This window comes from Flexivirga sp. (genome assembly GCF_035551235.1).
In the GTDB taxonomy this organism is placed as follows: Bacteria; Actinomycetota; Actinomycetes; order Actinomycetales; family Dermatophilaceae; genus Flexivirga.
In genome coordinates this window covers 152,518-175,679 of sequence record NZ_DASZNO010000021.1, presented here as the reverse complement: position 1 = coordinate 175,679, position 23,162 = coordinate 152,518, and the positions used below count along the sequence as shown (strand labels likewise).

General features: G+C 67.1%; 23 protein-coding genes. 12 read left to right on the top strand and 11 right to left on the bottom strand.

Going from position 1 to position 23,162, the window contains the following annotated elements; translation table 11 throughout:
• The first annotated feature begins 17 nt into the window (after nt 1-17).
• The 4 genes from sufC to VG502_RS06055 are packed head-to-tail and all read left to right on the top strand — an operon-like array spanning nt 18 to nt 2,920.
• Entirely contained in the window at nt 18-776 is a 759-nt protein-coding gene (gene sufC, locus VG502_RS06070) for a Fe-S cluster assembly ATPase SufC (RefSeq protein ID WP_325549129.1), read from the top strand.
• A gap of 40 nt (nt 777-816) precedes the next feature.
• On the top strand, nt 817-2,121 hold the full coding sequence (locus tag VG502_RS06065; protein WP_325549128.1) for an aminotransferase class V-fold PLP-dependent enzyme: 1,305 nt from the start codon (nt 817-819) through the stop codon (nt 2,119-2,121).
• Entirely contained in the window at nt 2,121-2,591 is a 471-nt protein-coding gene (gene sufU, locus VG502_RS06060; protein WP_325549127.1) for a Fe-S cluster assembly sulfur transfer protein SufU, read from the top strand. The genes VG502_RS06065 and sufU overlap by 1 nt, the downstream gene beginning before the upstream one ends.
• A 2-nt stretch (nt 2,592-2,593) precedes the next feature.
• Entirely contained in the window at nt 2,594-2,920 is a 327-nt protein-coding gene (locus VG502_RS06055) for a metal-sulfur cluster assembly factor (protein ID WP_325549126.1), read from the top strand.
• Nucleotides 2,921-3,180: 260 nt separating this feature from the next.
• Here VG502_RS06055 and VG502_RS06050 read toward each other — a convergent pair whose 3' ends face one another.
• The 5 genes from VG502_RS06050 to VG502_RS06030 all read right to left on the bottom strand — a co-directional run bounded on the left by VG502_RS06050 (nt 3,181) and on the right by VG502_RS06030 (nt 9,165).
• The gene (locus VG502_RS06050) at nt 3,181-3,753 is read right to left on the bottom strand and encodes an AMIN-like domain-containing (lipo)protein (RefSeq protein WP_325549125.1); all 573 of its coding nucleotides are present in this window, start codon (nt 3,751-3,753) and stop codon (nt 3,181-3,183) included.
• 84 nt (nt 3,754-3,837) lie between these two features.
• A complete protein-coding gene (locus VG502_RS06045; RefSeq protein ID WP_325549124.1) occupies nt 3,838-5,949 on the bottom strand; it encodes an alpha-galactosidase in 2,112 nt (703 codons plus the stop codon).
• Nucleotides 5,950-5,987: 38 nt separating this feature from the next.
• The gene (locus VG502_RS06040; RefSeq protein WP_325549123.1) at nt 5,988-7,361 is read right to left on the bottom strand and encodes an ABC transporter substrate-binding protein; all 1,374 of its coding nucleotides are present in this window, start codon (nt 7,359-7,361) and stop codon (nt 5,988-5,990) included.
• A complete protein-coding gene (locus VG502_RS06035) occupies nt 7,358-8,209 on the bottom strand; it encodes a carbohydrate ABC transporter permease (protein WP_325549122.1) in 852 nt (283 codons plus the stop codon). The genes VG502_RS06040 and VG502_RS06035 overlap by 4 nt, the downstream gene beginning before the upstream one ends.
• Before the next feature lie 14 nt (nt 8,210-8,223).
• Nucleotides 8,224-9,165: a carbohydrate ABC transporter permease gene (locus VG502_RS06030; protein ID WP_325549121.1), complete on the bottom strand. Its 942-nt coding sequence runs from the start codon at nt 9,163-9,165 to the stop codon at nt 8,224-8,226.
• A gap of 143 nt (nt 9,166-9,308) precedes the next feature.
• Between VG502_RS06030 and VG502_RS06025 the strand changes: the two genes are divergently transcribed.
• Entirely contained in the window at nt 9,309-10,316 is a 1,008-nt protein-coding gene (locus VG502_RS06025; RefSeq protein ID WP_325549120.1) for a LacI family DNA-binding transcriptional regulator, read from the top strand.
• Nucleotides 10,317-10,331: 15 nt separating this feature from the next.
• Here the strand turns inward: VG502_RS06025 and ypfJ are convergent, their stop codons facing one another.
• Nucleotides 10,332-11,315 carry a KPN_02809 family neutral zinc metallopeptidase gene (ypfJ, locus tag VG502_RS06020; RefSeq protein WP_325549119.1) on the bottom strand — a complete coding sequence of 328 codons (984 nt, stop codon included), beginning with the start codon at nt 11,313-11,315 and terminating at the stop codon, nt 10,332-10,334.
• 221 nt (nt 11,316-11,536) lie between these two features.
• On the opposite strand from ypfJ, the gene VG502_RS06015 reads away from it, so the two are divergent.
• Nucleotides 11,537-13,135, top strand: a complete 1,599-nt coding sequence (locus VG502_RS06015; RefSeq protein ID WP_325549118.1) for an ABC-F family ATP-binding cassette domain-containing protein — start codon at nt 11,537-11,539, stop codon at nt 13,133-13,135.
• A 142-nt stretch (nt 13,136-13,277) separates the two neighbouring features.
• Here VG502_RS06015 and VG502_RS06010 read toward each other — a convergent pair whose 3' ends face one another.
• Entirely contained in the window at nt 13,278-14,210 is a 933-nt protein-coding gene (locus VG502_RS06010; RefSeq protein ID WP_325549117.1) for an endonuclease domain-containing protein, read from the bottom strand.
• A 293-nt stretch (nt 14,211-14,503) separates the two neighbouring features.
• On the bottom strand, nt 14,504-15,070 hold the full coding sequence (locus VG502_RS06005; RefSeq protein ID WP_325549116.1) for a CGNR zinc finger domain-containing protein: 567 nt from the start codon (nt 15,068-15,070) through the stop codon (nt 14,504-14,506).
• A gap of 37 nt (nt 15,071-15,107) precedes the next feature.
• On the opposite strand from VG502_RS06005, the gene VG502_RS06000 reads away from it, so the two are divergent.
• Genes VG502_RS06000 through VG502_RS05990 form a run of 3 tightly spaced genes read left to right on the top strand, consistent with a single transcriptional unit; the run spans nt 15,108 to nt 19,035 of the window.
• Nucleotides 15,108-16,340, top strand: a complete 1,233-nt coding sequence (locus VG502_RS06000) for an MFS transporter (protein ID WP_325549115.1) — start codon at nt 15,108-15,110, stop codon at nt 16,338-16,340.
• 38 nt (nt 16,341-16,378) lie between these two features.
• The gene (locus VG502_RS05995; RefSeq protein WP_325549114.1) at nt 16,379-18,259 is read left to right on the top strand and encodes an ABC transporter ATP-binding protein; all 1,881 of its coding nucleotides are present in this window, start codon (nt 16,379-16,381) and stop codon (nt 18,257-18,259) included.
• Nucleotides 18,260-18,279: 20 nt separating this feature from the next.
• Nucleotides 18,280-19,035: an enoyl-CoA hydratase family protein gene (locus tag VG502_RS05990; protein WP_325549113.1), complete on the top strand. Its 756-nt coding sequence runs from the start codon at nt 18,280-18,282 to the stop codon at nt 19,033-19,035.
• A 4-nt stretch (nt 19,036-19,039) separates the two neighbouring features.
• On the opposite strand, the gene VG502_RS05985 is transcribed toward VG502_RS05990, so the two are convergent.
• The gene (locus VG502_RS05985) at nt 19,040-19,849 is read right to left on the bottom strand and encodes an SURF1 family cytochrome oxidase biogenesis protein (RefSeq protein WP_473964765.1); all 810 of its coding nucleotides are present in this window, start codon (nt 19,847-19,849) and stop codon (nt 19,040-19,042) included.
• A gap of 33 nt (nt 19,850-19,882) precedes the next feature.
• Here VG502_RS05985 and moaA point away from each other — a divergent pair, with 33 nt between their 5' ends.
• A complete protein-coding gene (gene moaA, locus VG502_RS05980) occupies nt 19,883-20,899 on the top strand; it encodes a GTP 3',8-cyclase MoaA (RefSeq protein ID WP_325549111.1) in 1,017 nt (338 codons plus the stop codon).
• 9 nt (nt 20,900-20,908) lie between these two features.
• Here moaA and VG502_RS05975 read toward each other — a convergent pair whose 3' ends face one another.
• Nucleotides 20,909-21,139, bottom strand: a complete 231-nt coding sequence (locus VG502_RS05975; RefSeq protein WP_325549110.1) for a hypothetical protein — start codon at nt 21,137-21,139, stop codon at nt 20,909-20,911.
• A complete protein-coding gene (locus tag VG502_RS05970) occupies nt 21,136-21,408 on the bottom strand; it encodes a DUF3099 domain-containing protein (protein WP_325549109.1) in 273 nt (90 codons plus the stop codon). Before VG502_RS05970 ends, VG502_RS05975 begins: the two co-directional genes overlap by 4 nt.
• A gap of 210 nt (nt 21,409-21,618) precedes the next feature.
• On the opposite strand from VG502_RS05970, the gene VG502_RS05965 reads away from it, so the two are divergent.
• Together VG502_RS05965 and fabI are read left to right on the top strand one after the other, a co-directional pair.
• Nucleotides 21,619-22,329, top strand: a complete 711-nt coding sequence (locus VG502_RS05965; protein ID WP_325549108.1) for a beta-ketoacyl-ACP reductase — start codon at nt 21,619-21,621, stop codon at nt 22,327-22,329.
• Between the two features lie 57 nt (nt 22,330-22,386).
• Nucleotides 22,387-23,154 carry an enoyl-ACP reductase FabI gene (gene fabI / locus VG502_RS05960; RefSeq protein WP_414655704.1) on the top strand — a complete coding sequence of 256 codons (768 nt, stop codon included), beginning with the start codon at nt 22,387-22,389 and terminating at the stop codon, nt 23,152-23,154.
• Nucleotides 23,155-23,162 lie beyond the last annotated feature (8 nt).

The following is a 23,162-nucleotide window of genomic DNA, read 5'->3' as shown; positions in this document are numbered from 1 at the left end:
GAAAGAGCTGGAAATACATGTCAACGCTGGAGATTCGCGATCTGCACGTGTCCGTCGACACCGACAAGGGCAGCAAGGAGATCCTCAAGGGCGTCAACCTGACCGTGAACTCGGGGGAGACCCACGCGATCATGGGCCCGAACGGCTCGGGCAAGTCGACCCTCGCCTACAGCATCGCCGGACACCCGAAGTACAACGTCACCAGTGGCACCGTCACCCTCGACGGCGAGGACGTCCTGGCGATGAAGGTGGACGAGCGCGCCCGCGCCGGACTCTTCCTGGCCATGCAGTACCCCGTGGAGGTCCCGGGCGTCACGGTGTCCAACTTCCTGCGCACCGCCAAGACCGCGGTCGACGGTGAGGCGCCGAAGCTGCGCACCTGGGTCAAGGACATCAAGAACTCCATGGCCGCCCTCCGCATGGAGGATGGGTTCGCCGAGCGCGGTGTCAACGAAGGCTTCTCCGGTGGTGAGAAGAAGCGTCACGAGATCCTGCAGCTGGAGCTGCTGAAGCCGAAGATGGCGATCCTCGACGAGACGGACTCCGGCCTGGACGTCGACGCGCTGCGCGTCGTGTCCGAGGGTGTCAACCGGGTGAAGGACAGCACCGACGCCGGCATCCTGCTGATCACCCACTACACGCGGATCCTGCGCTACATCAAGCCCGACCACGTGCACGTGTTCGTCAACGGCCGTGTCGCCGAGGAGGGCGGCCCCGAGCTGGCCGACCGCCTCGAGGCCGAGGGCTACGACCGCTTCCTGACGCCGAGCGCCTGAGTCGGTCTGCACGCCATACACACTCGGAGCTGGTGAGGAGATGACCGGAATGACCGGGTTCGATGTCGAGAAGTTGCGCGGTGACTTCCCGATCCTGCAGCGGACCGTCCGCGACGGGCGTCCGCTGGTCTACCTGGACTCCGGGGCCACGTCGCAGAAGCCGCGTGCCGTGCTCGACGCGGAGCGCGCCTTCTACGAGCAGCACAACGCGGCCGCGCACCGCGGCGCTCACCAGCTGGCCGAGGAGGCGACCGAGGCGTTCGAGGGTGCCCGCGAGACCGTCGCGCGGTTCGTCGGTGCCGAGGTCGGCGAGGTCGTCTTCACCAAGAGCGCGACCGAGTCGATCAACCTGGTGGCCTACGCGTTCAGCAACGCGTCGGCACCAGGAGCCCTGGGCATCTCCGGAGCCGACCCGGCGGTGACCGAGCGTTTCCGGATCGGTCCCGGCGACGAGATCGTCACGACCGTCATGGAGCACCACGCCAATCTCGTGCCCTGGCAGGAGCTGGCACGGCGCACCGGTGCCACCTTGCGCTGGATCGACGTGACCGACGACGGCGAGCTCGACCTCGCACAGGTCGACGACGTCATCGGTGAGCGGACGAAAATCGTTGCGTTCACCCACGTTTCGAATGTTCTCGGCACCATCAACCCGGTGGCCGAGATCGCCCGCAAGGCGCGTGCGGTCGGTGCGCTGACCGTGCTGGATGCGTGCCAGTCGGTGCCGCACCTGCCGGTCGACTTCGCCTCGCTCGGCGTCGACTTCATGGCGTTCAGCGGTCACAAGATGCTCGGCCCGTATGGCGTGGGTGTGCTCGTCGGCCGTCGTGAGCTGCTCGACGCGATGCCGCCGTTCCTCTACGGCGGCTCGATGATCGAGGTGGTGCGGATGGAGGGTTCGACCTACGCAGCCCCGCCGCAGCGTTTCGAGGCCGGCGTGCCCAACGAGTCCCAGGCCGTCGGTCTGGCTGCCGCGTGCGACTACCTGTCCGCACTGGGCATGGACGCCGTTGCGGCACACGACCGCACGATCACCGCTGCCGTGCTCGAGGGCCTGGGGAAGCGGCCGTGGGTGCGTGTCCAAGGGCCGCTCGACGTCGAGAAGCGCACGGGCGCAGTGGCTTTCGTGATCGACGGCGTGCACCCGCACGACGTCGGCCAAGTGCTGGATGACTCCGGAGTCGCCGTACGCACCGGCCACCACTGTGCGTGGCCGTTGCACCGGGCGAGCCGGATCACCGCCACCACACGGGCGAGCTTCGGCCCCTACACCACGCTGGACGAGGTTGATGCCTTCCTCGAGGCACTCGACCGCGTCCCCGACATCTTCGGGGTGGCCGTCTGATGGACCTCTACCAGGAGCTGATCCTCGATCACTCCAAGCACCCGACGCACGCCGGCCTGCGCGAGCCGTATGACGCACAGACCCATCACGTCAACACCACCTGCGGTGACGAGGTGACGCTGCGCGTCCACGTGACCGGCTCCGGCGATGACGCGACGGTCCAGGACGTCTCCTACGACTCCCTCGGCTGCTCGATCTCGGTGGCCTCCGCCTCGGTGCTGGCCGAGGAAGTGATCGGTCACCCGGTGCGCGAGACGCTGGAGACCTACGAGGCGATGCGGCACATGCTGACCTCGAAGGGCCAGGATCCCGGCGACGAGGAAATCATCGGAGACGGCGTGGCGTTCTCCGGAGTATCCAAATACCCCGCGCGCGTGAAGTGCGCACTGCTGCCGTGGGCGGCATACACCGACGCGCTGGCCCAGGCCGGCGTGGACATCAGCAAGCTGACAACCGGATCGGAAGTGTGATCATGGCTGACGTAGTCACCCCGCCCAATGTCGCGGACGTCGAGGAAGCGATGCGCGACGTCGTCGACCCCGAGCTCGGCATCAACGTCGTGGACCTCGGTCTGGTCTACGGCATCACCGTCGACGCCGACAACAACGCCGTGATCGACATGACGCTGACCTCGGCGGCCTGCCCGCTGACCGATGTCATCGCCGACCAGACGGCGAGCGCTCTGGAAGGTCTCGTGGAGTCGCACCGCATCAACTGGGTGTGGATGCCGCCGTGGGGCCCGGACAAGATCACTGATGACGGGCGCGAGCAGTTGCGCGCGCTCGGCTTCAACATCTGAGCCGCGTTCTCTGCTTCGACTCCTCGCAAGGCTGAGGGCCGGGTTCACCGAGCAAGCTCGGGAACCCGGCCCTCAGCCTTGGTCGTCGTCTCCGCGGCGTCCGGTTGTCGTGCGGTCGGGTTCTGCGGGCCTGTTGCCTGATACTTCCTCTCCTCGCAGGACTGAGGTCCCGGGTTCACCGAGCAAGCTCGGGAACCCGGCCCTCAGCCTTGGTCGTCGTCTCGCGGCGTCCGGTTGTGGTTCGGCTGGAGAGGATGAGGTCACCACTGGTGGGCGACGTCGATCACCAGGCGCTGGCCCTGTGGGTCCTGCAGTACGAACGCCCGCATGGGCAGCCGGGCGCGCACGCCGAGTCCGAAGGTCGTGTAACCCTCGAACGACGACACGTAGGCCACCTGGCGGAACGTCCGGTAACCGGCGACGTTCGCGACGTGCCGGGGATCAGCGGGTCGGTAGGTCGGACGCCCCTGGGAGTGCGTTGCCGCCGCATTGATGTCGATCTGGAGGCGGGCGCCGCCGCTGAGCGACACCGGAGTGCCGGACGGCCCGGTGACGGTGCTGACGTACCGCACGCGATAGCCGGTGCTGCGACCGTAGCCGCCCAGATCGATGACAAGCCGGTCATAGCACGTGTGCTGACCGGTGCGGGCACCGCGCACGGTGTCCGACGTGAGCGCAGCCGCGACCTTGGCGGTCGAACCCCAGGTGATGCCGCAGTATGGCGCCGCGTGCGCCGTACCGGAGGCGGCCAGGGGTATGACGGTGGCTGCAGTCAGACCGCACACCGCAAGCGCAGCCTTGCTGCGTATGCCCCGAATGATGGTGTGAGACATGACGTTTCCTTCCTTCCTGCACACCACGGAGTGTGGTGTGCAGGAAGGACGCCGTCGTCATACCGAAGGTTGCTCCAGCTCCGGTCAGCTCTGGGTGATGTGCAGCAGGGTCACCGACTCGGGCCGCCGCCGAGGCAGCCACACACCGGTGTCGACCAGTGCGGCACCGGCGATCGGGTGTCCCCGCAACGGTCCGTCCGGGTGCAGGCCCGGTGCGTAGGACAGCTCGGACGCGTCGACGGGCCCGAGCCAGTCGATCCGGTATGCCGCGCCGGGTTGCAGTCCGGGGATGCGGAGGGTGACCCCGCGGTTGGACACCGGTTCGTCCAGCTGGACCAGCGCGGCGATCGCCTCGGTGCCGTCGCCGGCAACGACGCCGTGGCCGTGAACGGTCGGTTCGGTCAGGTCACATCGGAACATCCTGCCGCGGTGCAGCAACTCGCGATGCGTGGCGTAGAGCTTCGTCCACGCGGCGATGCGGTCGAGTTCTTCCTCGGTCGCGGCTGTCAGGTCCCACTCGACACCGAAGGATCCGAACAACGCGGTGCCGGCACGGAAATCCAGTTCGAGCGTTCGGTGCGTCTGATGCGACGTCGGCGACGAGATGTGCGCGCCGAGATATTCCGGGGCTACGAGTTGCGCGGTCCATCGCTGGATCTGCTGACGTGCCAACGCATCGGTCATGTCCGAGGTCCAGAAGCGCTGGACGTGCTCGATCGTGCCGAGGTCGATCCGGCCACCACCGGCGGCGCAGGACTCCCAGACGACGTCCGGGTGACGGCCGCGCAGGTCATCGAGCAGGCGCAGGTATGCCGTGGTCTGTGCGTGGATCGCGGGCGCGCCGTCTCGCGCTGTGGTGCCCGCCTCCAGCAACTCACGGTTGTGGTCCCACTTGACGAAGTCGACCGGCACCGTGGACAACACCGCGTCGATCTGGTCGCGCACAGTGGTCCATGCGCCCTCGTGGGTGAGGTCGAGCACTTGCTGGTTGCGGTGTTCGAGGGGCAGCCTGCCGGCTGGCTGCAGCACCCACTCCGGGTGGTTCCGGAACAGGTCGGAGTCGGGGTTGACCATCTCGGGCTCGAACCACAGGCCGAATTTCATCCCCAGGCCGTGCACGGTGTCCGCAAGGGGAGTCAGCCCTTGCGGCCAGACCTCCGGGTCGACCCACCAGTCGCCCAAGCCGGCGTGGTCGTCGCGGCGCAGGTGGAACCAGCCGTCGTCCAGCACGAATCGCTCCATCCCGGCCCTTGCGGCACGGGTGGCGAGTTCGGTGAGCTTGTCCGTGTCGTGATCGAAGTACACCGCCTCCCACACGTTGAGCGTCGCGGGTTGCGGGCCCGGGTTGCTCGGCAGCTGCCGCTGCCAGGTGTGCAATGCGGCAGCAATGCCGTCGAGGCCGTCGTCCGCTGCGACGACGAAGACCCACGGCGTCGAGTAGCTCTCACCGCGCGCGAGGGTCACCTCTCCCGGCCGCAACAGCTCCCCGCCGATGAGCCGAGCCGGCCCCTGCGCACCGCGGACCACACCCAGCCGCGAATTGCCGCTCCAGGCGACCGCCATACCGATCACCCGGCCGTGCCCGAAACCGAACCCGGGCGTCCCGGTGACCAGGAGGTTCGCGGACTCGCACCCGGGCTTGCCGGTGCGTGACTCCCGCAGCCAGCTGCCGTCGTTGATCGGCTGGCGTTGCGGGGAACGTTCCCGTTCGTGTCGTCCGGTGAAGTCCAGCAGTTCGGCATGATCGTCCGGGAGCGGCACGCTCACGGACAACTCCTCCAACAGATACGGGCCCGCGGCATCGTTCGTCAGCGTATGCCGGATCCGTAGTGGACCGCCCGCGAGCGCTTCGACCTCGGTGACGAGGCCGAGGCCGGCGTCCGCGTCCTTCGCGACGAGCCGCCAGCGGTCGTTCGCCACGGTCGAGTCCACGACCCGGAACAAGGTGGACCAGGACCGGCCGGTGCCCGGATCCGATGGTGTCGGCTCGACCAGCCGGTGTCCCGCCAGGCCCGGCCGCAGGAAGTCACTGCGGGAGTGTTCGGTGAGCAGTGGGCATCCGGGCCGTTCGTCGACCGGCGCCGGCCCGGCATCGGCGTCGGTGGTCGGCGCCACATGCCGGACTTGCGGCAACGCTTCGCCCGCGGTGGGGTCGTCCAGGAAGAGAGTGGTGCCTGGTCTGGAGGGGAACCTCATGGCTGTGCCTGCTCCGTTTCGTCGTCGCTGCAGTGCGGTCATTTCTCGGGTGTGTTGTACGAGATCCGGTAATCGAAGATGCGCTGGGCCGCTCGAAGCCCTTCGGCCGGCGACTGGGTGCCGAGGAACGTCGGCCCGAGTGCGACGGTCAGGTCGTTGAGGGCGTCCTGCATCCCGCTGCTCACCGGGAAGTTCACGGTCCGGCCGTGTGATTCCTCGAGGAACGGCGACATGTCCAATCCCTTGCGGAGCCAATACCGCTCGAAATGAGGGTCGAGCGCGGTGATCGCCGGCCAGACGTAGCCGCCGCTGCCCATGATCTCCTGCGATCGGGCGCCCCCCAGCCACTTGACCAGCGCCCAGGACTCGTCCGGGTGCGCGGTGTTCGCGGCGATCCCGTCGCACAGGCCGTTGAGCACACTGATCCGGCCGCGTGGCCCGGTCGGCATCGGCATCGAACCGATCTTGATCCCGGACAGTTTCGAGACCGACGCGGCCGTCCAGTCGCCGGTCAGCCACATGGCCATCCGCCCCGACGAGAACAAGGTCTGGGTATTGGTGCTGTCGCCGTTCGGGCCGGTCTGGTTGCACGGAACGATGACGTGAGCGGCCCGCAGCATCCGCGTCAGGAAGGTGAGCGTCTCCAGGTTCTGCGGAGTGTCGATCACGCTTCGGGTCGCGTACGGGTGCGGCAGCAGGCTGCCGCCGTTCATCGCGAAGAAGTTGCCGTATGTCGTCTGGAAGTCGTTCGGTGCGGCGGTGGCGTAGACGTCCACCGAGCCGGGGTCGAACTTCGGATCGAGTGCGTTACGGCCCTTCGTGTCCACGGTGAGCTGTTTGAGGAAGTGCAGATAGCTGCCGCCGTCCTTCGGGTTCCAGCTCAGGTCCGTCGGCGCCGTGCGGAAACCACACTTCGCCAAGTGCGCTCGGTTCGTGAAGAACGCGGCCGTGTCCCAGTCCTTGGGCAGCCCGAAGGTGCGCCCTCGGTACTGGTGCAGCTTGAGCAGGCTCTGGTTGTAGATCGACATGTCGAGCTTCTCCGCAGCGAGCCTGTCGCTGATGTCCGCCATCACGCCGCCCACCACCCAGTCACCGATCCACGGGGTGTTGACCCAGAACACGTCGGGGGCGTTCCCGGAGATGTACTGCTGGGTGATCTTCTGCTGATAGTTGGTGTACGAGACCTGTTGGATCGTCACGTGAATGTGCGGATGCAGCTTCATGAAGGCGTCGATCGATTTCTGGTAACCGATCTGCTGCGTCGCGTCCCACAGTGCGTAGGTCAGCTCGACCCTGCCGCCGTCCGCGGCCGGCAGGCCCCAGCCTCGCCGCGAGCACCCGGTCAGTGCACCCGTGCTGAGCGCCGCCGCGCCGCCGACGCCGGACAGCTTGAGGAAGTCTCGACGTTTCATCGGCTGGCTCCCGTCAGATTGACCGAGTTGACGATGTGCTTCTGGAAGATCGCGAACATGATCACCATCGGGATGAGTGCGACCAGCGACGCCGCGAGCACGAGGTTCCACTGTTGGGAGAAGCTCGAATTGAAGTTGGCGATACCGACGGTCAACGGCTGGATCGTTTCGGAGTCGGTGGCGATCAACGGCCACAGGAAGTTGTTCCAGCCGAAGATGACCGCGATGATCGTGGCGGTGACGATCACCGGCCGGGACATCGGCACGATCACCCGTCGCAGGATGGTCATCTCGGAGCAGCCGTCCAGTCGCGCCGCCTCGATCACCTCCCCGGGGATGCTCAACAGGTATTGCCGCATCAGGAAGATCGCGTATGGCGTACCGAAGACGTAGGGCAGGATCATCGCCCAGTAGGTGTCGATCAGCCCCGCCTTGGACATCATCACGTACAGCGGAATGATCGTGACGACGTTGGGGACCATGAGCATGGCCAGATATCCCCAGAACAAGGCGTCACGCCCGGGGAAGTTCAGTCGGGCGAAGGCATACGCGCCCATCAGAGAGAAGGCGACCTGTCCGACAGTGAGGATGACCGTGACGACGGCCGTGTTCAGCAGATAGGTGCCGAACGAGTACTGCGTGAAGATCGTCCGGAAGTTGTCGAGTGTGAAGTGCCTGGGCAGGTCCCACGCGTGGGCGGACTGGATCTCACCCAACGGCTTGAATGCCGCCATCACGGCGAAGACGTACGGGACGAGGAACACGGCTGCGATCAGCAGCAGCGTCAGCACGTAGGTGGTCTTGCGGGCATAACCCTTGCGACGTGCGTCGCTGGACGGAGTTTTCACGATTGGTTGCTCCTTCAGACCATTTCGTACGTGGTGCGCTTGCTGAAGTACCGGGACTGGATCAGGGTCACCGCGAGGATGACCAGGAAGAGGATCACGGACAGCGCCGACGCGGCACCGATCCGGAAGCCGACGAAACCGTTCTTGTAGATCAACTGGTTCATGACCGTGGTAGCGGTGCCGGGGCCGCCGTTCGTCATGACGTAGACCGTGTCGAACACCTGGAACGATCCGATCGCGCCGGTCACCAGTACGAAGAACAGCGTCGGCCGGAGCAGCGGCAGGGTGATGGTGCGGAACTGTTGCCACTTCGACGCACCGTCCAGGGACGCGGCCTCGTAGAGGGTGTGCGGTATACCCTGCAGGCCGGCCAGGAAGAACAGCATGTTGTAGCCGACGTACTGCCAGATGTTGGCGAACACGACGACCGGCAGCGCCCAGGTGGTGGAGTTGAGCCAGGCCGGGCCGGTGATGCCGACGCCGGAGAGCAGGACGTTCACCACGCCGGAGTGCGGGTCGAAAATCCACTGCCAGACCAGCCCCATCGCCACCGGCGTCGCGAGGTACGGCAGGACGCACAGGACCCGGATCACCGCGGTGAAGCGGCCTGGCCGATTCATCAGCCAGGCCATACCCAGCGCGAGGACGGTCTGTACCGGGATGTTCAACAGGACATAGAGGCAGGTCACGAGCAAGGCGTGTCCGGCGCCCTCGTACCGGAAGACGTCGGCATAGTTGCTCAGCCCCACGAACTGTGGCGCACCGAGCATGTTCCATTTGAGGAATGAGAAGGCGAACACCAGGACCACGGGAATGAAGAGGAACGCGCCCACCCCGAAGAGGCTGGGAGCGAGCAGGCCGTATGCCACCCGCCGTTCCCGCTTCTCGTGGTCCTGCTGGGTCTCGCCGTTCGCCTGCAGGCGCCGGTCGCTGGTCAGGAGCGTTGCCGAACTCATCTGGACCATCGCTGTCTCGTCATCTTCGGAGTCCTTCCACGAGGGGCTGGGCGGGGGTTTGGTGGAACGTTCCACCAACGGCGTAGTGGAGGATAGACTTCCGCTGCTGGCACTCGTATGTCAACAGTTCTCAACAAATTCTTTTGTTCGACCATGGGGAGAAAACCATCCAACGCATCACGATCGATGACGTAGCCGCGGCCGCCGGAGTGTCCCGGCAGACCGTGTCCAACGTGATCCACGGCACCGGTCGCGTGGGTGCGTCCACCGCACGGCGCGTCGAGGAACACATCGAACGGCTCGGCTACACGCTCCACCTAGGCGCGAGCAGTATGCGCTCCCAGCGGGTCCATCAGGTCGCGTACCCGACGCACCCCTACGAACTGGCCACCGACAATGCATTGGGCATGGAGTTCCTGCAGCGTCTCGCCCGCGCGACGGGTGAACGCAGACATCACCTGTTGGTCGTGTCCGACCCGACGCCGCACGACCTACGTGAGCTGATCAACTCGCGTCGCGCCGACGGCTTCATCTTCTCCGACATGTCGATCGATGATGAGCGGGCGCGGCTGGCCACCCGGCTGGAGGTGCCGTTCGCGGCCTTCGGCCGGACGACCGCGGACAGCCGCCAGGCCTGGGTCGACGTCAACAATGCGGTGGGTACGCGCGCGATGACCGATCACCTGATCGCGGCCGGGCACCGCACCATCGTGTTCTTCGGGCTCGAGTCACAGGCGTATTGGGATGTCGAACGGCGGCAGGGATACCAGCAACGGATGGATGATGCCGGGCTGCCGGCACGCAGCGTACTCGTGGCCAACGACGAGCGGGAGATCCGTGCGGCGGCCCGCCGGCTGGTCACCGAATCGCCGGCGCCGGCGATCGTCGGTGGATCGGACAAGCTCGCCACCGCGATCTACGCAGCCGCGGCGGAAGCGGGCCGGACGGTCGGCGAAGACGTCTCGGTCACCGGATTCGACGGCGGACTGGTCAGCAGGACGCTGATTCCGCGGCTGACGACGGTCCGCATTCCGTTGGAGCGGATCACCGAGCACGTGCTGCAGCGCTATCTGCACGAACTCGAGGACGGCCCGACTGACGAACCCGGCGAAATTATCGACACCGAGATCATCATCGGCGCCAGCGGCTGACCTGCGGTCTACGCCTCACTCGACGTTGGCCGCGTCGAACGTGTTGCACGCGTTCAGGCTGCCCTTGTCGTAGCCGGTCTTGAACCACTTCTGTCGGGCGGCCGATGACCCGTGGGTCCAGGTCTCGGGGGTGACCCGGCCCTGCGCCTTCTGCTGGATGCGGTCGTCGCCGACGGCGGCAGCCGCCGAGAGCGCCGAGTCGATGTCCTGGGGGCTGATCTTCTTCAGCAACGGGTCGATGGTGACGCCGTTCTGGCCGTTGCGCGAGCCATCGGCATACGACACCCAGATGCCGGCGAAGCAGTCGGCCTGCAGCTCGGTGCGCACGGAGCCGGACTCGGCACCCTGCGGGTCCTGCTGGGCGCGGCCGAGCAGGCCGAGGATGTCTTGGATGTGGTGGCCGTACTCGTGCGCGAGGACGTACTCCTTGGCGAGCTGGCCCCCGTCCGAGCCGTATTGGCTCTGCAGCTCCTGGAAGAAGCCCGCATCGATGTAGACCTGCTTGTCCAGCGGGCAGTAGAACGGGCCCATCTCGGTGGTGGCCGTGCCGCAACCGGACTGCATCTGCCCCGAGTAGACCTTGGTCATCGCGGGGGAGTAGTCCTTGTTCGCGGCCTTCGGCAGGTAGACCTTCCAGAAGCCCTCGACGCTGGCGACCGTGCCCTTGATCAGGCACAGGTCGTTCTTGTTCGCGTCGGCGCCGGTCTTGCACTTGTCGAGCTGCTGCTGGATCGCGTCGCCGCCGGAGTCGATCTGGTTCTGGCCATAGGGGTTGGCCTGGTTGCCGTTGAGCTGCCCGGGGTAGCCGCTGCTGCCGCCGGAGCCGCCGGTCAGGTCACCGCCGAACAGCACCATCAGGATCATCACGATCACGCCGCCGACACCGCCGACCGCCATACCGCCGGGCATCATGCCGCCGAGACCGCCGCCCCCGCCTCCGGAGCTGCCCCCGCTGGAGACGTCCCCTGTGCCGATCCCCGCGTTGTCATTGAACGTCACGGCCGGTTTCCCTTCGCTTCTGCGGCGCCGTAAACGGATTGGGGCGCCAATGACCCTGCACGTACACTAGCGAGTGAACGGCTTCGGGCGCCTGAAGCACGCGCTGGGGACAGCGCAGGCGGCGGGCGCCCCGCCATGTGACCGGCATGTGACCGTCATGTGAGACGCCGGACAGCCACCGAACAACCGCGGGTGATGCCCGTGGGCAGGGAAGGAACGACGTGATCACCGCACAAGGGATCGAGTTGCGTGCGGGATCCCGGATCCTTCTGGAGAACGCGACCTTCCGGGTCGCAGCGGGCGACCGGGTCGGCCTGGTCGGGCGCAACGGTGCCGGCAAGACGACCTTGACCAAGGTTCTCGCGGGCGAGGGGCAGCCCGCTGCGGGCACGGTCACGTCGTCGGGGGAGATCGGCTACCTGCCGCAGGACCCGCGCACCGGTGACCTCGCCATGCTGGCGCGTGACCGGATCCTGTCGGCGCGCGGCCTTGATGTCGTCATACGTGATCTGCGCGCCGCCGAGAAGGCGATGGCGGACGAGAACGACGACAAGCGGGAGCGCGCGATGCGGCGCTATGCCCGGCTGGACGCCGAGTTCCTCGGCAAGGGCGGGTATGCCGCGGAGTCCGAGGCCGCCTCGCTGGCATCGTCGCTCGGGCTGCCGACGCGCATCCTGGACCAACCGCTGGAGACGCTGTCCGGTGGTCAGCGCCGGCGTGTCGAGCTGGCTCGGATCCTGTTCTCCGGTGCGGAGTCGTTGCTGCTGGACGAGCCGACCAACCACCTGGATGCCGACTCGGTCCACTGGTTGCGCGACTACCTGAAGACCTACTCGGGAGGGCTGATCATCATCAGCCACGACGTCGAGATGCTCGACGAGGTCGTCAACCGGGTGTTCCACCTGGACGCCAACCGTGGCGAGATCGACCAGTACAACGTCGGCTGGAAGACCTACCTGAAGCAACGGGAGACCGACGAGCGCCGGCGGCACCGGGAGCGGCAGAACGCCGAGAAGAAGGCGTCCGCGCTGCTGGCGCAGGCCGAGAAGATGCGTTACAAGGCGACCAAGGCGACGGCCGCCCAGAACATGATCCGGCGTGCGGAGCGGATGCTCGACGGTGCGGAGGGCAGCCGACAGCAGGACAAGGTCGCCAAGCTGCGCTTCCCCACCCCGGCGTCGTCGGGTAAAACACCGCTGATGGCCGAGGGTCTGTCCCGGTCGTACGGCTCGTTGGAGATCTTCACCGATGTCGATCTGGCGATCGATCGCGGCTCCAAGGTCGTGGTCCTCGGACTGAACGGCGCCGGCAAGACGACGTTGCTGCGGATCCTCGCGGGTGTCGACCAGCCGGACACCGGTGAGGTGCAGCCGGGGCATGGTCTGAAGCTCGGCTATTACGCGCAGGAGCACGAGAACCTCGACGTCGATCGCAGCGTGCTGGACAACATGAAGTCGGCGGCGCCGGACCTGGACGAGACCGAGACCCGCAAGGTGCTCGGATCGTTCCTCTTCAGCGGCGACGACGTCGAGAAGCCGGCGCGAGTGCTCTCCGGTGGGGAGAAGACGCGGCTTTCCCTTGCGCTGCTTGTGGTTTCGGCCGCGAACGTGCTGCTGCTCGATGAGCCGACCAACAACCTCGACCCTGCGTCACGCGAGGAGATCCTCGGTGCGCTCCGCGCCTTCGAGGGCGCCGTCGTGCTGGTCACGCACGACCCGGGAGCCGTCGAGGCGCTCGAACCCGAGCGGGTGTTGCTGCTCCCGGACGGCGTCGAGGACCTGTGGGGTCCGGACTACCAGGACCTGGTCGAGCTCGCCTGACGGACATGCGTGTTTTGGGGACGACGGTCGTCCGGAACACGCGGGTTTGGGCGGCATACGCGTGCTTTTGGGACGACGGTCGTGCGGAACGCGCGGGTTTGGGCGGCATACGCGTGTTTTGGGGACGACGGTCGTTCTGGTCCTACGCGAAATGGCGCCGCCAGTCGTCGCGCATTTGAATCGTGGGTGCGCCCGCCAGTGCCAGCGCATCGATGATGCGCCTGAGTACGCTGCCCGGATCGGAGTACATCGTCGATGAGGTGACGATCACGAAACGCCAGCCCATCGCCTCGAGCTCCTCCCGACGCAGGATGTCCTCGTTCCACTGACTGATCTGCTCGATGTGGTGGCGGCCGTCGAATTCGACTCCCACCTTGTAGTCCTCGAATGCGAGATCGATTCTGCGCGTGGCGCGTCGGGTGGTGCCGTGCACCACGAGGTTCAGGGCCGGCTCCGGGATGCCGCCGCTCACCATGAGTAGTCGAAGCCGGCTTTCGTTCGGTGACTCGACTCGACTGCGGACCAGCTTGGCCACCGCACGGGCGTGGCTTGCCCCGTGGGCCGATGAGTCCGCGACGAACTCACGTATGTCGGTCGGGCTGCAACTTGTCCTTCGCACCAGAGAGTCGCCGAGTACGAGCAGATCGGCGAATTCAAGCGAGCGGGCGTGGTCAAGGAAGGTCTGGGGAGGTGAGGTGGCCCAAATCCCTTTGACGAGCACCAGTTCCGGCGGATGCGTGTAGAAGCGCAGCTGAATGCCGTCGCGCTTGCACTTGTGCCGGACGGTGGTGCCGAGGTGCAGATTGGACGCGCTGGGGGCAATTCCGCCGTGCAGCCGGGACGCGCTGTGCTCGGTCGCGAAGGTTGCGGTCGGAACCACACGGAGAGCGAACGACACGTAGTCGGCATACGTCGGCCTCGCGCCCGTCTTGACATAGCCACCCCAGAAGACCTGTCGGAACGCGCTGCTGGTCGCCAGGTCGCGCGGCCGGACGCCGGCGGCAAGCGCCTCTTCGGTCGTGAAGAAGTCGGGGAGCCGCGAGTCCGGCCCCAGCAGCGGCGCTGGCGAAGTCATCAGGGAACGGTTCCAGAGAGATCGCGTCGTTCGCAGAAGTTATCCACAGCGGATGCGGCAGTGTGCCCGCTCGGCCTCGTCATTTTGGGACGACGGTCGTCTGGAACGCGCAGGTTTGGGCGGCATACGTGTGTTTTTGGGACGACGGTCGTCCGGAGGGCGCGCGATTTGGCTGAGGCTGCGTGTTTTTGGGACGACGGTCGTGGGGAACGCGCACGTTTGGGAGGCGTACGTGTGTTTTTGGGACGACCGTCGTGCGGAAAGGCGCGGGTATGACGCCCGTTCATCGCGTCCTACTTCTGGCGCGCTCGGTGCGCGGCGGCCTTCATGCGGTTCTGGCACCGCGTCGAGCAGAACTGCCGGGTGCCGTTGCGGGAGCTGTCGACATACACGCGATCGCAGCGGTCGGCGGAGCAGACCCCCAGCCGGCCGATCTCGTCGACACCGAGTGCCATGGTGAGGCCCGCGGCCAGGCCGGCTGCCCATCCGGGGCCGAAGTGGTTGCTCGGCCCGTGGAAGTGCAGGTGCCACGTCCCGTCGGGGTCGGGGTTGAGCTGGGGTCGGGCGCCGGTGCGCCTGAGCAGGTCGTTGGTGAGTTCTGCCGCGCGTGTGGTGTCGCCGTCGTCCGCCGCCTCGAACACCCGCCGTACGTCGGTCACGGCGTCGACCAGCACCCGGGCTCCGGTAGCCGGCACCGAGGGAGTCCTGCCGTCGAACGCCAGGGCCTCGCCGATCACGGTCCTCAGCGCCGTTCCGTTCGGCACGACGACCGGTCGCCCCCCGTCGAGTCCGGGTGTGAGCTGGTTGACGAGTCGGGTGGCGGCGGTCAGTAACCGCTCGATATGACTGTCGAAACGCACTTGACCAGTTACTCCGTTTCGTGGTTGTGTTTCTTGCGTGACTGGTAACAGCATAGACGGCAGGTATGCCGTGGCGCATCCATTGGGCGCGTGGCAGTTGTTGTCCCGCGGCGCCAAGGGGCTGCTCATCGCGCGGATGGTCAATCGGGTGGGCGGCTTCTCGATGGCGTTCCTCGCCGTCCTGCTCACCGAGGAGCTGCACGAGTCCGTGCACACCGCCGGACTCATCGTCGCCGCCTTCGGTATGGCGACCATCCCGTCGCGGCTCGCCGGCGGATGGCTGCTCGATGTCATTGGCCCGCGGGTCACGATCATGCTCGGGCTGATCGGTTGTGCGACAACGCAATTCGTTCTGGCCGCGGCCGGCACGACGGTCGTGGCGCTGATCGGTGCGGTCGGCCTCGGGCTGTCCTACGAGCTCATCGAGCCGCCCACTCAGGCAATGATCGCCGCGGAGAGCGACGACGACACCGGACCGGCGCTCTTCGGCCTGCTCTTCGTGTCGATGGCGATCGCCGCGGTGGGAGCCGGCGGGCTCGCGGCGATCGTCGCCGGGTGGGACCTGCGGATGCTGTTCGTGATCGATGCAGTGAGTTGCCTGCTGTGCGCTGCGGTGATCCGTGCGTTCCTGCCGGCCCGCGAAGCGCGGTATACGATCAGGTCCCCGGCGCAGCCGTGGCGCGACCGGCGGTTCCTCGGCCTGTTCGGTGTGGCGACGATGTTCACCCTCGTCCACATGGTGGTCGTGTTCGGTATGCCGCTCACGGTCGCCGACCGCCGACTCGGTCTGTGGGCCATCGGCGTCAACACGGCGCTGTCGGCAGTCGTCGCCGTCCTCGCGCAACCGTTGTTGCGCGTCGCCGCCCTCAACCGGGGCGGCGGAAGCCTCGCTCTCACAGTCGGATTCGTCGGACTGATGCTCTCGATCAGTTGCATCGCCATGGCGCACTCCGCAGCGCTCATCATGCTGTCCGGGATCGTGGGGGCGGTCGCCGACGTGCTGTTGATGAGCCACCTCTACGCCCAGGTCTCCCGGCTCGCGCCGCAGGGTGCCGCCGGTCGCTACCTGGCGATGTTCGGAATCAGCTGGGGGATCGCCACCACCGTCGCACCACTGGTGATCGGTGCCGCGCTCTCGGTCGGCGACGGCGTGCCGCTGTGGCTCGGGACCGCCGCGGTCGCCCTCGTGCTGACCGGTGCCGCTCCGGCGGTGAGCCGTCGGAGCGACCCGCCACGGCATACTTCTGCCCTTGCCGTTGTTGGCGACTGACGGACCGGCAGTTCGCCGACCTGCTCCGGAGGAGGACGATGAGCAACTGGCAGGTGTTGCACTCGCTGACGCGCGAGTCGACCGAGATGTCGAAGCTGAAGCCCGGCACCACCCGGCGGGTGCTGGGTTATGCCCGGCCCTACCGGCGCCAGATCGCCACCTTCCTCGTCCTCGTCGTGATCGACGCACTGCTGGTGGTCGCAACACCGCTGATCCTCAAGGAGATCGTCGACAAGGGCGTCGGCGACAAGAACACCGCACTCGTCATCTGGCTCGCGGCGGCCGCGGCGCTCGTCGCCGTCGTCGACGCGGTGCTCGGAGTCGTCGAGCGCTGGTTGTCGGCGACCCTGGGGGAGGGCCTGATCTACGACCTGCGGCGGGAGGTCTTCGGCCACGTCCTGCGCCAGCCGATCGCCTTCTTCACCCGCGCGCAGACCGGTGCCCTGGTGACCCGCCTGAACTCCGATGTCATCGGGGCGCAGCAGGCGTTCACCTCCGTCATGTCGAACGTCGTCTCGAATCTCGTCAGTGTGCTCGTCATCGTGGTCGCGATGGCCGCGCTGTCCTGGCAGATCACCCTCGCCGCGTTGCTGCTGGTGCCGTTCTTCCTGATCCCGACACGCATCATCGGACGCCGCGTGGCCGGCCTCACCCGCGGCCAGATGACCGAGAACGCCGACCTCGGCGCCCGGATGACCGAGCGCTTCAACGTCGCCGGCGCGTTGCTCGTCAAGCTCTTCGGTCGCCCTGAGCAGGAGGACGATGAGTATGCCGAGCGGGCCGCGAAGGTTCGCGACTACGGCATCAGCATCGCCGTGCAGCGCGCGATCTTCCTGGTCGGTCTGACATTGCTGGCCACCCTCGCGACGGCGGTGGTCTACGGCATCGGCGGCGTGATGGCCGTGCACGGCGAACTGACCATCGGCACGTTGCTCGCCCTCGCCGCGTTGCTCGGCCGGCTCTATGCCCCGCTGACCCAGCTGTCCAGCGTCCGCGTCGACGTCCTGACCGCCCTCATCTCCTTCGAGCGGGTCTTCGAGGTCCTCGATCTGAAGCCGCTGGTTGCCGAGGACCCGGAACCGGTGGAGCTGCCGGCCGGTCCGCTCGGCGTGCAGTTCGACGATGTGGTCTTCGGCTATCCCACTGCCGAGCAGGTTTCGGTCGAGTCGTTGCAGACGGTCCTCACCAGGGACAAGGGCGACGGATCGACTGTCCTGCAAGGGATTTCGTTCCATGCGAAGCCCGGCCAGATGATCGCGCTCGTCGGCCCGTCGGGCGCCGGCAAGACGACCACCATCGGTCTGGTCTCGCGTCTCTACGACCCGATCAACGGCGCGGTGCGGATCGGTGACCGGGACCTGCGCAAGGTGTCGTCCGAGTCGCTGCGGGACCGGGTGGGCGTCGTCACGCAGGAGGCGCACATGTTCCACGACACCATCCGCGCGAACCTCCTCTATGCCAAGCCCGACGCGACCGATGCCGACCTGGAACGGGTGCTGCGCGAGGCGCAGGTGTGGGGCCTGGTGAGTCGGCTGCCCTACGGTCTCGACACGATGGTCGGCGACCGCGGACACCGGCTCTCCGGCGGCGAGAAGCAGCGACTGGCGATCGCCCGGTTGCTGCTGAAGGCCCCGTCGGTCGTCGTGCTCGACGAGGCGACCGCGCACCTGGACTCCGAGTCCGAGGCCGCCGTCTCGCGGGCGCTGGACTCCGCGCTGGCCGGCCGCACCTCGATCGTGATCGCGCACCGGTTGTCCACGATCAGGGACGCCGATCTCATTCTGGTGATGGACCAGGGACGGATCGTCCAGCAGGGATCCCACGAGGAGCTGTTGGCCGCCGGCGGCACGTATGCCGACCTCTACCACACCCAATTCCGGGACCAGCCGGTGAAATCCCCGGAGCCGGTGACCGACTGAGTCCCGCTACGGTCGGCGGTATGACGACAACGCAGCTGGTCCACCTGCAGTCCGACGCCGGGATCGCCACGATCACCCTGGACAGCCAGCACAACCGCAATGCGCTCAGCCGGCAGCTCGTGACGGAGCTGTCCGATGCGCTGGCGGCGGCGGATCGGGACGAGACCGTCCGGGCGGTGCTGCTGACCGCAGCCGGACCGGTGTTCTGCTCCGGCGCCGACCTGTCCGAGGCCAAGCTGGGCGGGATGGAGCAGGGTGCGCACGACCTGGTCTCCCTCCAGCGGCAGATCGTGGCGGCCGCCAAGCCTGTCGTCATACGGCTGCACGGGCCGGTACGCGCCGGCGGTCTGGGCCTCGTCGGTGCTGCCGACATCGTGATCGCGGCCGACACGGTGACGTTCGCCTTCACCGAGGCACGCCTCGGCCTCGCGCCGGCGTTGATCTCGCTGACGACCCTGCCGCGGATGACGAGCCGGGCAGCGGCACGGACGTTCCTGACGGCCGAAACCTTCGATGCCGCAGCGGCGGCCGACTTCGGCCTGATCACCGAGACGGTGCCGGCCGACGAGCTGGATCAGGCGATTGCCGCCGTCCTCGAGCAGCTGGCGCAGGCCAGCCCGCAAGGGTTGCGCGAGAGCAAGGCGCTGGTCGCGGCTCCATTGCTGGCCAACATCGACGCACACGGCGCTGAGCTGGCAGAGCTGTCCGCGCGTCTGTTCGGTTCGGACGAGGCGAAGGCGGCGATGCAGGCGTTCCTGCAGCGGAAGAAGAAGTGAGGTTTCATTCGTCCTCCTCGTCCCAGATGCGGACCTTCTTGGGCTTCTTCGGTTTCGCCGGTTCGGGGCCGTTGACCGCTTCCTGCTCCTCCTTCCAGCAGCGATAGAGCATCAAGAGGATCCCGCCGATCGCAGCGGCCCACCACTGCAGCGCGTAGCTGAAGTTGATCCCGGCATACGTGCCCGGTGACGGCTTGGGAAGCGGGGCCAGACCGTGCTTGGTCGCGGCGGGGGCCGGCTTCTCCGACCGCGACAGCACGTAGCCGCCGGTCAGCAGATCGTCCTTGGTCAGCGTCGCGATCGTGTCCAGGTTGATCGACGAGACCTGGCCCGGCACCCGCTTGTTGTCGGTCGCCCGCTCGCCCGGCTTCAGCCAGCCGATGACCGTCACGGTCCCACTCGGGGTCGGCGGCACCGAGGTCGGCGCCGCGGCGGTGCGGCCGTTGTCCAGCCAGCCGCGATCGACCAGCACGGTCGGCCCGTCCGTCTGTCGGAACGGTATGACGAGCTCGTACCCGAAGGTGCCGTCGTTCGGCCGGTTGCGCACGAGCAGCTTCTTCGCGGGCTCGTAGCGTCCGACGAGCTTGACCTGCCGCCACGTGTCGTCTGGCGACAACGTCGAGTCCTTGTGGGGCAGGATCGATGTGACCCCAACGGGTTTGGCGTTGTAGTTGTCCGACAGCTGGTGCTGCGACAGCGACTTCGCCTCATAGCGATGCCACTGCCATCGGCCGAGGAAGACACAGGCGACGGCCCACACGATGGCGATCAACAACCAGGTCAACCAGCGTCGGGTAAGTAGCCTGCGGAGCACCCACAGACCGTAACTGGCCTACTCTGGAGTCCTATGAGCAGCCTCGACAAGACCGGCACAGGACTGCCGGACACTTTCGGTCGTGTCGCCACGGATCTTCGCGTGTCGCTGACCGATCGATGCAACCTGCGCTGCACCTACTGCATGCCCGCCGAAGGTCTCGACTGGTTGCCACGTCCGGAGATGCTCACCGACGACGAGCTCGTGCGCATCGTCGACATCTTCACCCAGCTCGGCGTGCGCTCGATCCGGCTCACCGGCGGCGAGCCACTGCTGCGCCGCGGCCTGCCCGATGTGGTTCGTCGATTCGCATCGCTCGAGCACGCGCCGCGAATTGCGATGACCACCAACGGAATCGGCCTGGATCGCCTGGCGCAACCGCTCGCCGAGGCGGGCCTGCAACGGATCAACGTCTCGTTGGACACCGTCAACCCCGAACGCTTCCAGGCGCTGACCCGGCGCGACCGCTTCGCCGACGTCGAGCGCGGCATCAAGGCCGCCCAGGACGCCGGCCTCAAGCCGGTGAAGATCAACGCCGTCGCGATGCACGACCCTGAGGGCAAGGACAACCCGGCCGATCTCCTGCAGTGGTGCCTGGACCGCGGACTCGAGCTGCGCTTCATCGAGCAGATGCCGCTGGACGCCGGACACACCTGGGAGCGGCAGACGATGCTGACCGGCCGCGAGCTGCGCGAGCGGCTGGGGGAGCGCTTCACGCTGACGGAGATGCCGGACGGCACCCGCGGCAGCGCCCCGGCCGAGCTGTTCCTGGTCGACGGTGGCCCCGCCACGGTCGGCCTGATCGCCAGCGTCACGGCCCCGTTCTGTGCGGCGTGTGACCGCGTGCGGCTCACGGCCGACGGTCAGGTCCGCAACTGCCTGTTCGCCCGTGACGAGGGGGACCTGCGCGGTCCGTTGCGGTCGGGCGCCAGTGACGAGGAGCTGGCTGACGTCATACGAGGGACGATGCTGGCCAAGCGTCGCGGCCACGGCATCGGTGAACCCAACTTCCAGCAACCCGATCGGCCCATGTCGTCGATCGGCGGCTGACAGCTTCGGTCAGTCGTTCGGCGACAATTCGTCGATCGGCTTGACCTGCAACGGGAATCCGCGGAAGCTCAGGAACTCCGACAGGGTGGTGCGGTGCTCGTCGCAGGCGAGCCAGGTCTTGCGCCGGTCCTCGTCGTGGATCTTCGGGTTTCGCCATACGAGGGCGTATGACGCATCGCGCCGACACCCCTTCGCGCTGCACTGGGTGGGCTGATCCGGCGCTGCCCCGGGCAGCCTCATCGACGGTGCCCGTGCAGCTGGCGACGCTGGTCGGTCACCACACCGCGGCCACGGACCTGCTGGCGCTTCTGGTTGGCGGCGTTGGCGCCGATCACCGCGACCTCCGGCAGCAGCACCGCGAGGCCCACGCAGATCCAGCGCAACGGCCCGTCGAGGTAATAGGCGAGGACGAAGGCGGCGGTGCGGATCCCCATCGCGATGGCGTAGTTGCGCATCCGGGTATCGAGATCGTGCTTGCCCGGCAGCGGCAGGTCGGTTGCCGACTGCACTGAAGGACGTTCATTCCGGCGCGGCACCACTTCAGTCTAGGCGGGGTCCCCCGCGAAGTATCTCGGGGGAGCGAAGCGGAGGAGAGAACTTCGTGGGGTGCCTTGGCGTCGTGCTCGGACACGCCGTGCGGGCTACCGCCTGGTAGTCCAATAGCCTGTGCACTCGGCCCCGTCCGGGGCCATTCCAGGACTGAACGAGGAGAGCGCCAGATGCCGCAGCACGTGTTGGTCACCGGGGGAAACCGAGGCATCGGCCGGGCGATCGCGGAGGCATTCGTCGCGGCCGGTGACGACGTGGTCGTGACGTCCCGCAGCGGCTCCGACGGCCCCGAGGGTGCGACCACCGTCGCCTGCGATGTCACCGACACGGCTTCGGTCGATGCGGCATTCACCGCCGCGGAGGAGCACTTCGGCGGACCGGTCGAGGTCGTCGTCGCCAACGCCGGCATCACCCACGACACACTCCTGATGCGTATGACGGACGACGACTTCGACAGTGTCCTGGAGACCAACCTGACCGGTGCCTTCCGCTGCGCGCGCCGCGCGACCAAGGGCATGATCCGACGCAAGGGCGGCCGGATCATCTTTGTTTCCAGTGTTGTCGGGCTTCTCGGTGGTCCCGGCCAGGTCAACTATGCGGCGTCCAAGGCCGGCCTGGTCGGTATGGCGCGCTCCATCGCCCGCGAGCTCGGCAAGAAGGCGATCACTGCCAACGTGGTCGCCCCGGGCTTCATCGACACCGACATGACGCGCGCCCTGCCCGAGGCGCAGCGCACCGCCTATGTCGATTCCATCCCGGCGGCCCGGTTCGCGCAGCCCGACGAGGTGGCGCAGGTCGTGCGCTTCCTCGCCAGCGACGCCGCGGCATACATCAACGGCGCCGTGATCCCGGTCGACGGCGGCCTCGGCATGGGCCACTGACCGGCATACCCCTGAAGACACCACACACCGAAGCACCACCGAAGCGAGGGAGTCGACGTGACAGGCATCGTCGAAGGCAAGCGGCTGTTGATCACCGGCATCACGATGGAGTCGTCCATCGCGTTCCACGTGGCGAAGATCGCCCAGGAGCAGGGCGCCGAGGTGGTGATCACATCGTTCGGGCGCGTGAAGCGCATCACCCAGACGATCAGCAAGCGGCTGCCGAAGCAGCCCGAGCTGCTCGAGTTGGACGTCACCAACAACGATGACCTCGACAGCCTCGCCGACCGGTTGAAGGAGGCCGGGTTCGATTCGCTCGATGGCGTGCTGCACTCCATCGGCTTCGCACCGCCGGGAGCGTTCGACTTCATGGGCGGCACCTGGGAGGACGCCTCGGTGGCGTTGCAGGCCTCGGCATACTCGCTGAAATCCCTTGCGGTTGCTGCGCTTCCGTTGATGACGAAGGGTTCGTCCCTTGTCGGCCTGACGTTCGACGCGAAGTTCGCGTGGCCGGTCTATGACTGGATGGGCGTTGCGAAGGCTGCCTTCGAGTCGACGAACCGCTACCTGGCCCGTGACCTCGGGCCGAAGGGCATCCGGTCCAACCTGGTGTCGGCCGGCCCGATCCGGACCACGGCCGCCAAGTCGATCCCCGGATTCGAGCAGTTCGAGCAGGTCTGGGGCGAGCGTGCCCCGATCGGGTGGGACATCACCGACCCGGTCCCGGCCGCGCAGGCGTGTGTCGCGCTGCTGTCCGATTGGTTCCCGGCGACCACCGGTGAGATCGTGCACGTCGACGGCGGCGTGCACGCGATGGGTCAGTAGGTCCGGCA

Bases quoted from the DNA above. Each gene is read 5' to 3' on its own strand.
- VG502_RS06030 (WP_325549121.1), bottom strand. From the start codon at position 9,165: ATGAGTTCGGCAACGCTCCTGACCAGCGACCGGCGCCTGCAGGCGAAC.
- moaA (WP_325549111.1), top strand. From the start codon at position 19,883: ATGAGCAGCCTCGACAAGACCGGCACAGGACTGCCGGACACTTTCGGT.
- VG502_RS06055 (WP_325549126.1), top strand. From the start codon at position 2,594: ATGGCTGACGTAGTCACCCCGCCCAATGTCGCGGACGTCGAGGAAGCG.
- VG502_RS06065 (WP_325549128.1), top strand. From the start codon at position 817: ATGACCGGAATGACCGGGTTCGATGTCGAGAAGTTGCGCGGTGACTTC.
- VG502_RS05990 (WP_325549113.1), top strand. From the start codon at position 18,280: ATGACGACAACGCAGCTGGTCCACCTGCAGTCCGACGCCGGGATCGCC.
- VG502_RS06040 (WP_325549123.1), bottom strand. From the start codon at position 7,361: ATGAAACGTCGAGACTTCCTCAAGCTGTCCGGCGTCGGCGGCGCGGCG.
- VG502_RS05975 (WP_325549110.1), bottom strand. From the start codon at position 21,139: ATGAGGCTGCCCGGGGCAGCGCCGGATCAGCCCACCCAGTGCAGCGCG.
- VG502_RS06050 (WP_325549125.1), bottom strand. From the start codon at position 3,753: ATGTCTCACACCATCATTCGGGGCATACGCAGCAAGGCTGCGCTTGCG.
- VG502_RS05965 (WP_325549108.1), top strand. From the start codon at position 21,619: ATGCCGCAGCACGTGTTGGTCACCGGGGGAAACCGAGGCATCGGCCGG.
- VG502_RS06045 (WP_325549124.1), bottom strand. From the start codon at position 5,949: ATGAGGTTCCCCTCCAGACCAGGCACCACTCTCTTCCTGGACGACCCC.
- sufC (WP_325549129.1), top strand. From the start codon at position 18: ATGTCAACGCTGGAGATTCGCGATCTGCACGTGTCCGTCGACACCGAC.
- VG502_RS05995 (WP_325549114.1), top strand. From the start codon at position 16,379: ATGAGCAACTGGCAGGTGTTGCACTCGCTGACGCGCGAGTCGACCGAG.
- sufU (WP_325549127.1), top strand. From the start codon at position 2,121: ATGGACCTCTACCAGGAGCTGATCCTCGATCACTCCAAGCACCCGACG.
- VG502_RS06010 (WP_325549117.1), bottom strand. From the start codon at position 14,210: ATGACTTCGCCAGCGCCGCTGCTGGGGCCGGACTCGCGGCTCCCCGAC.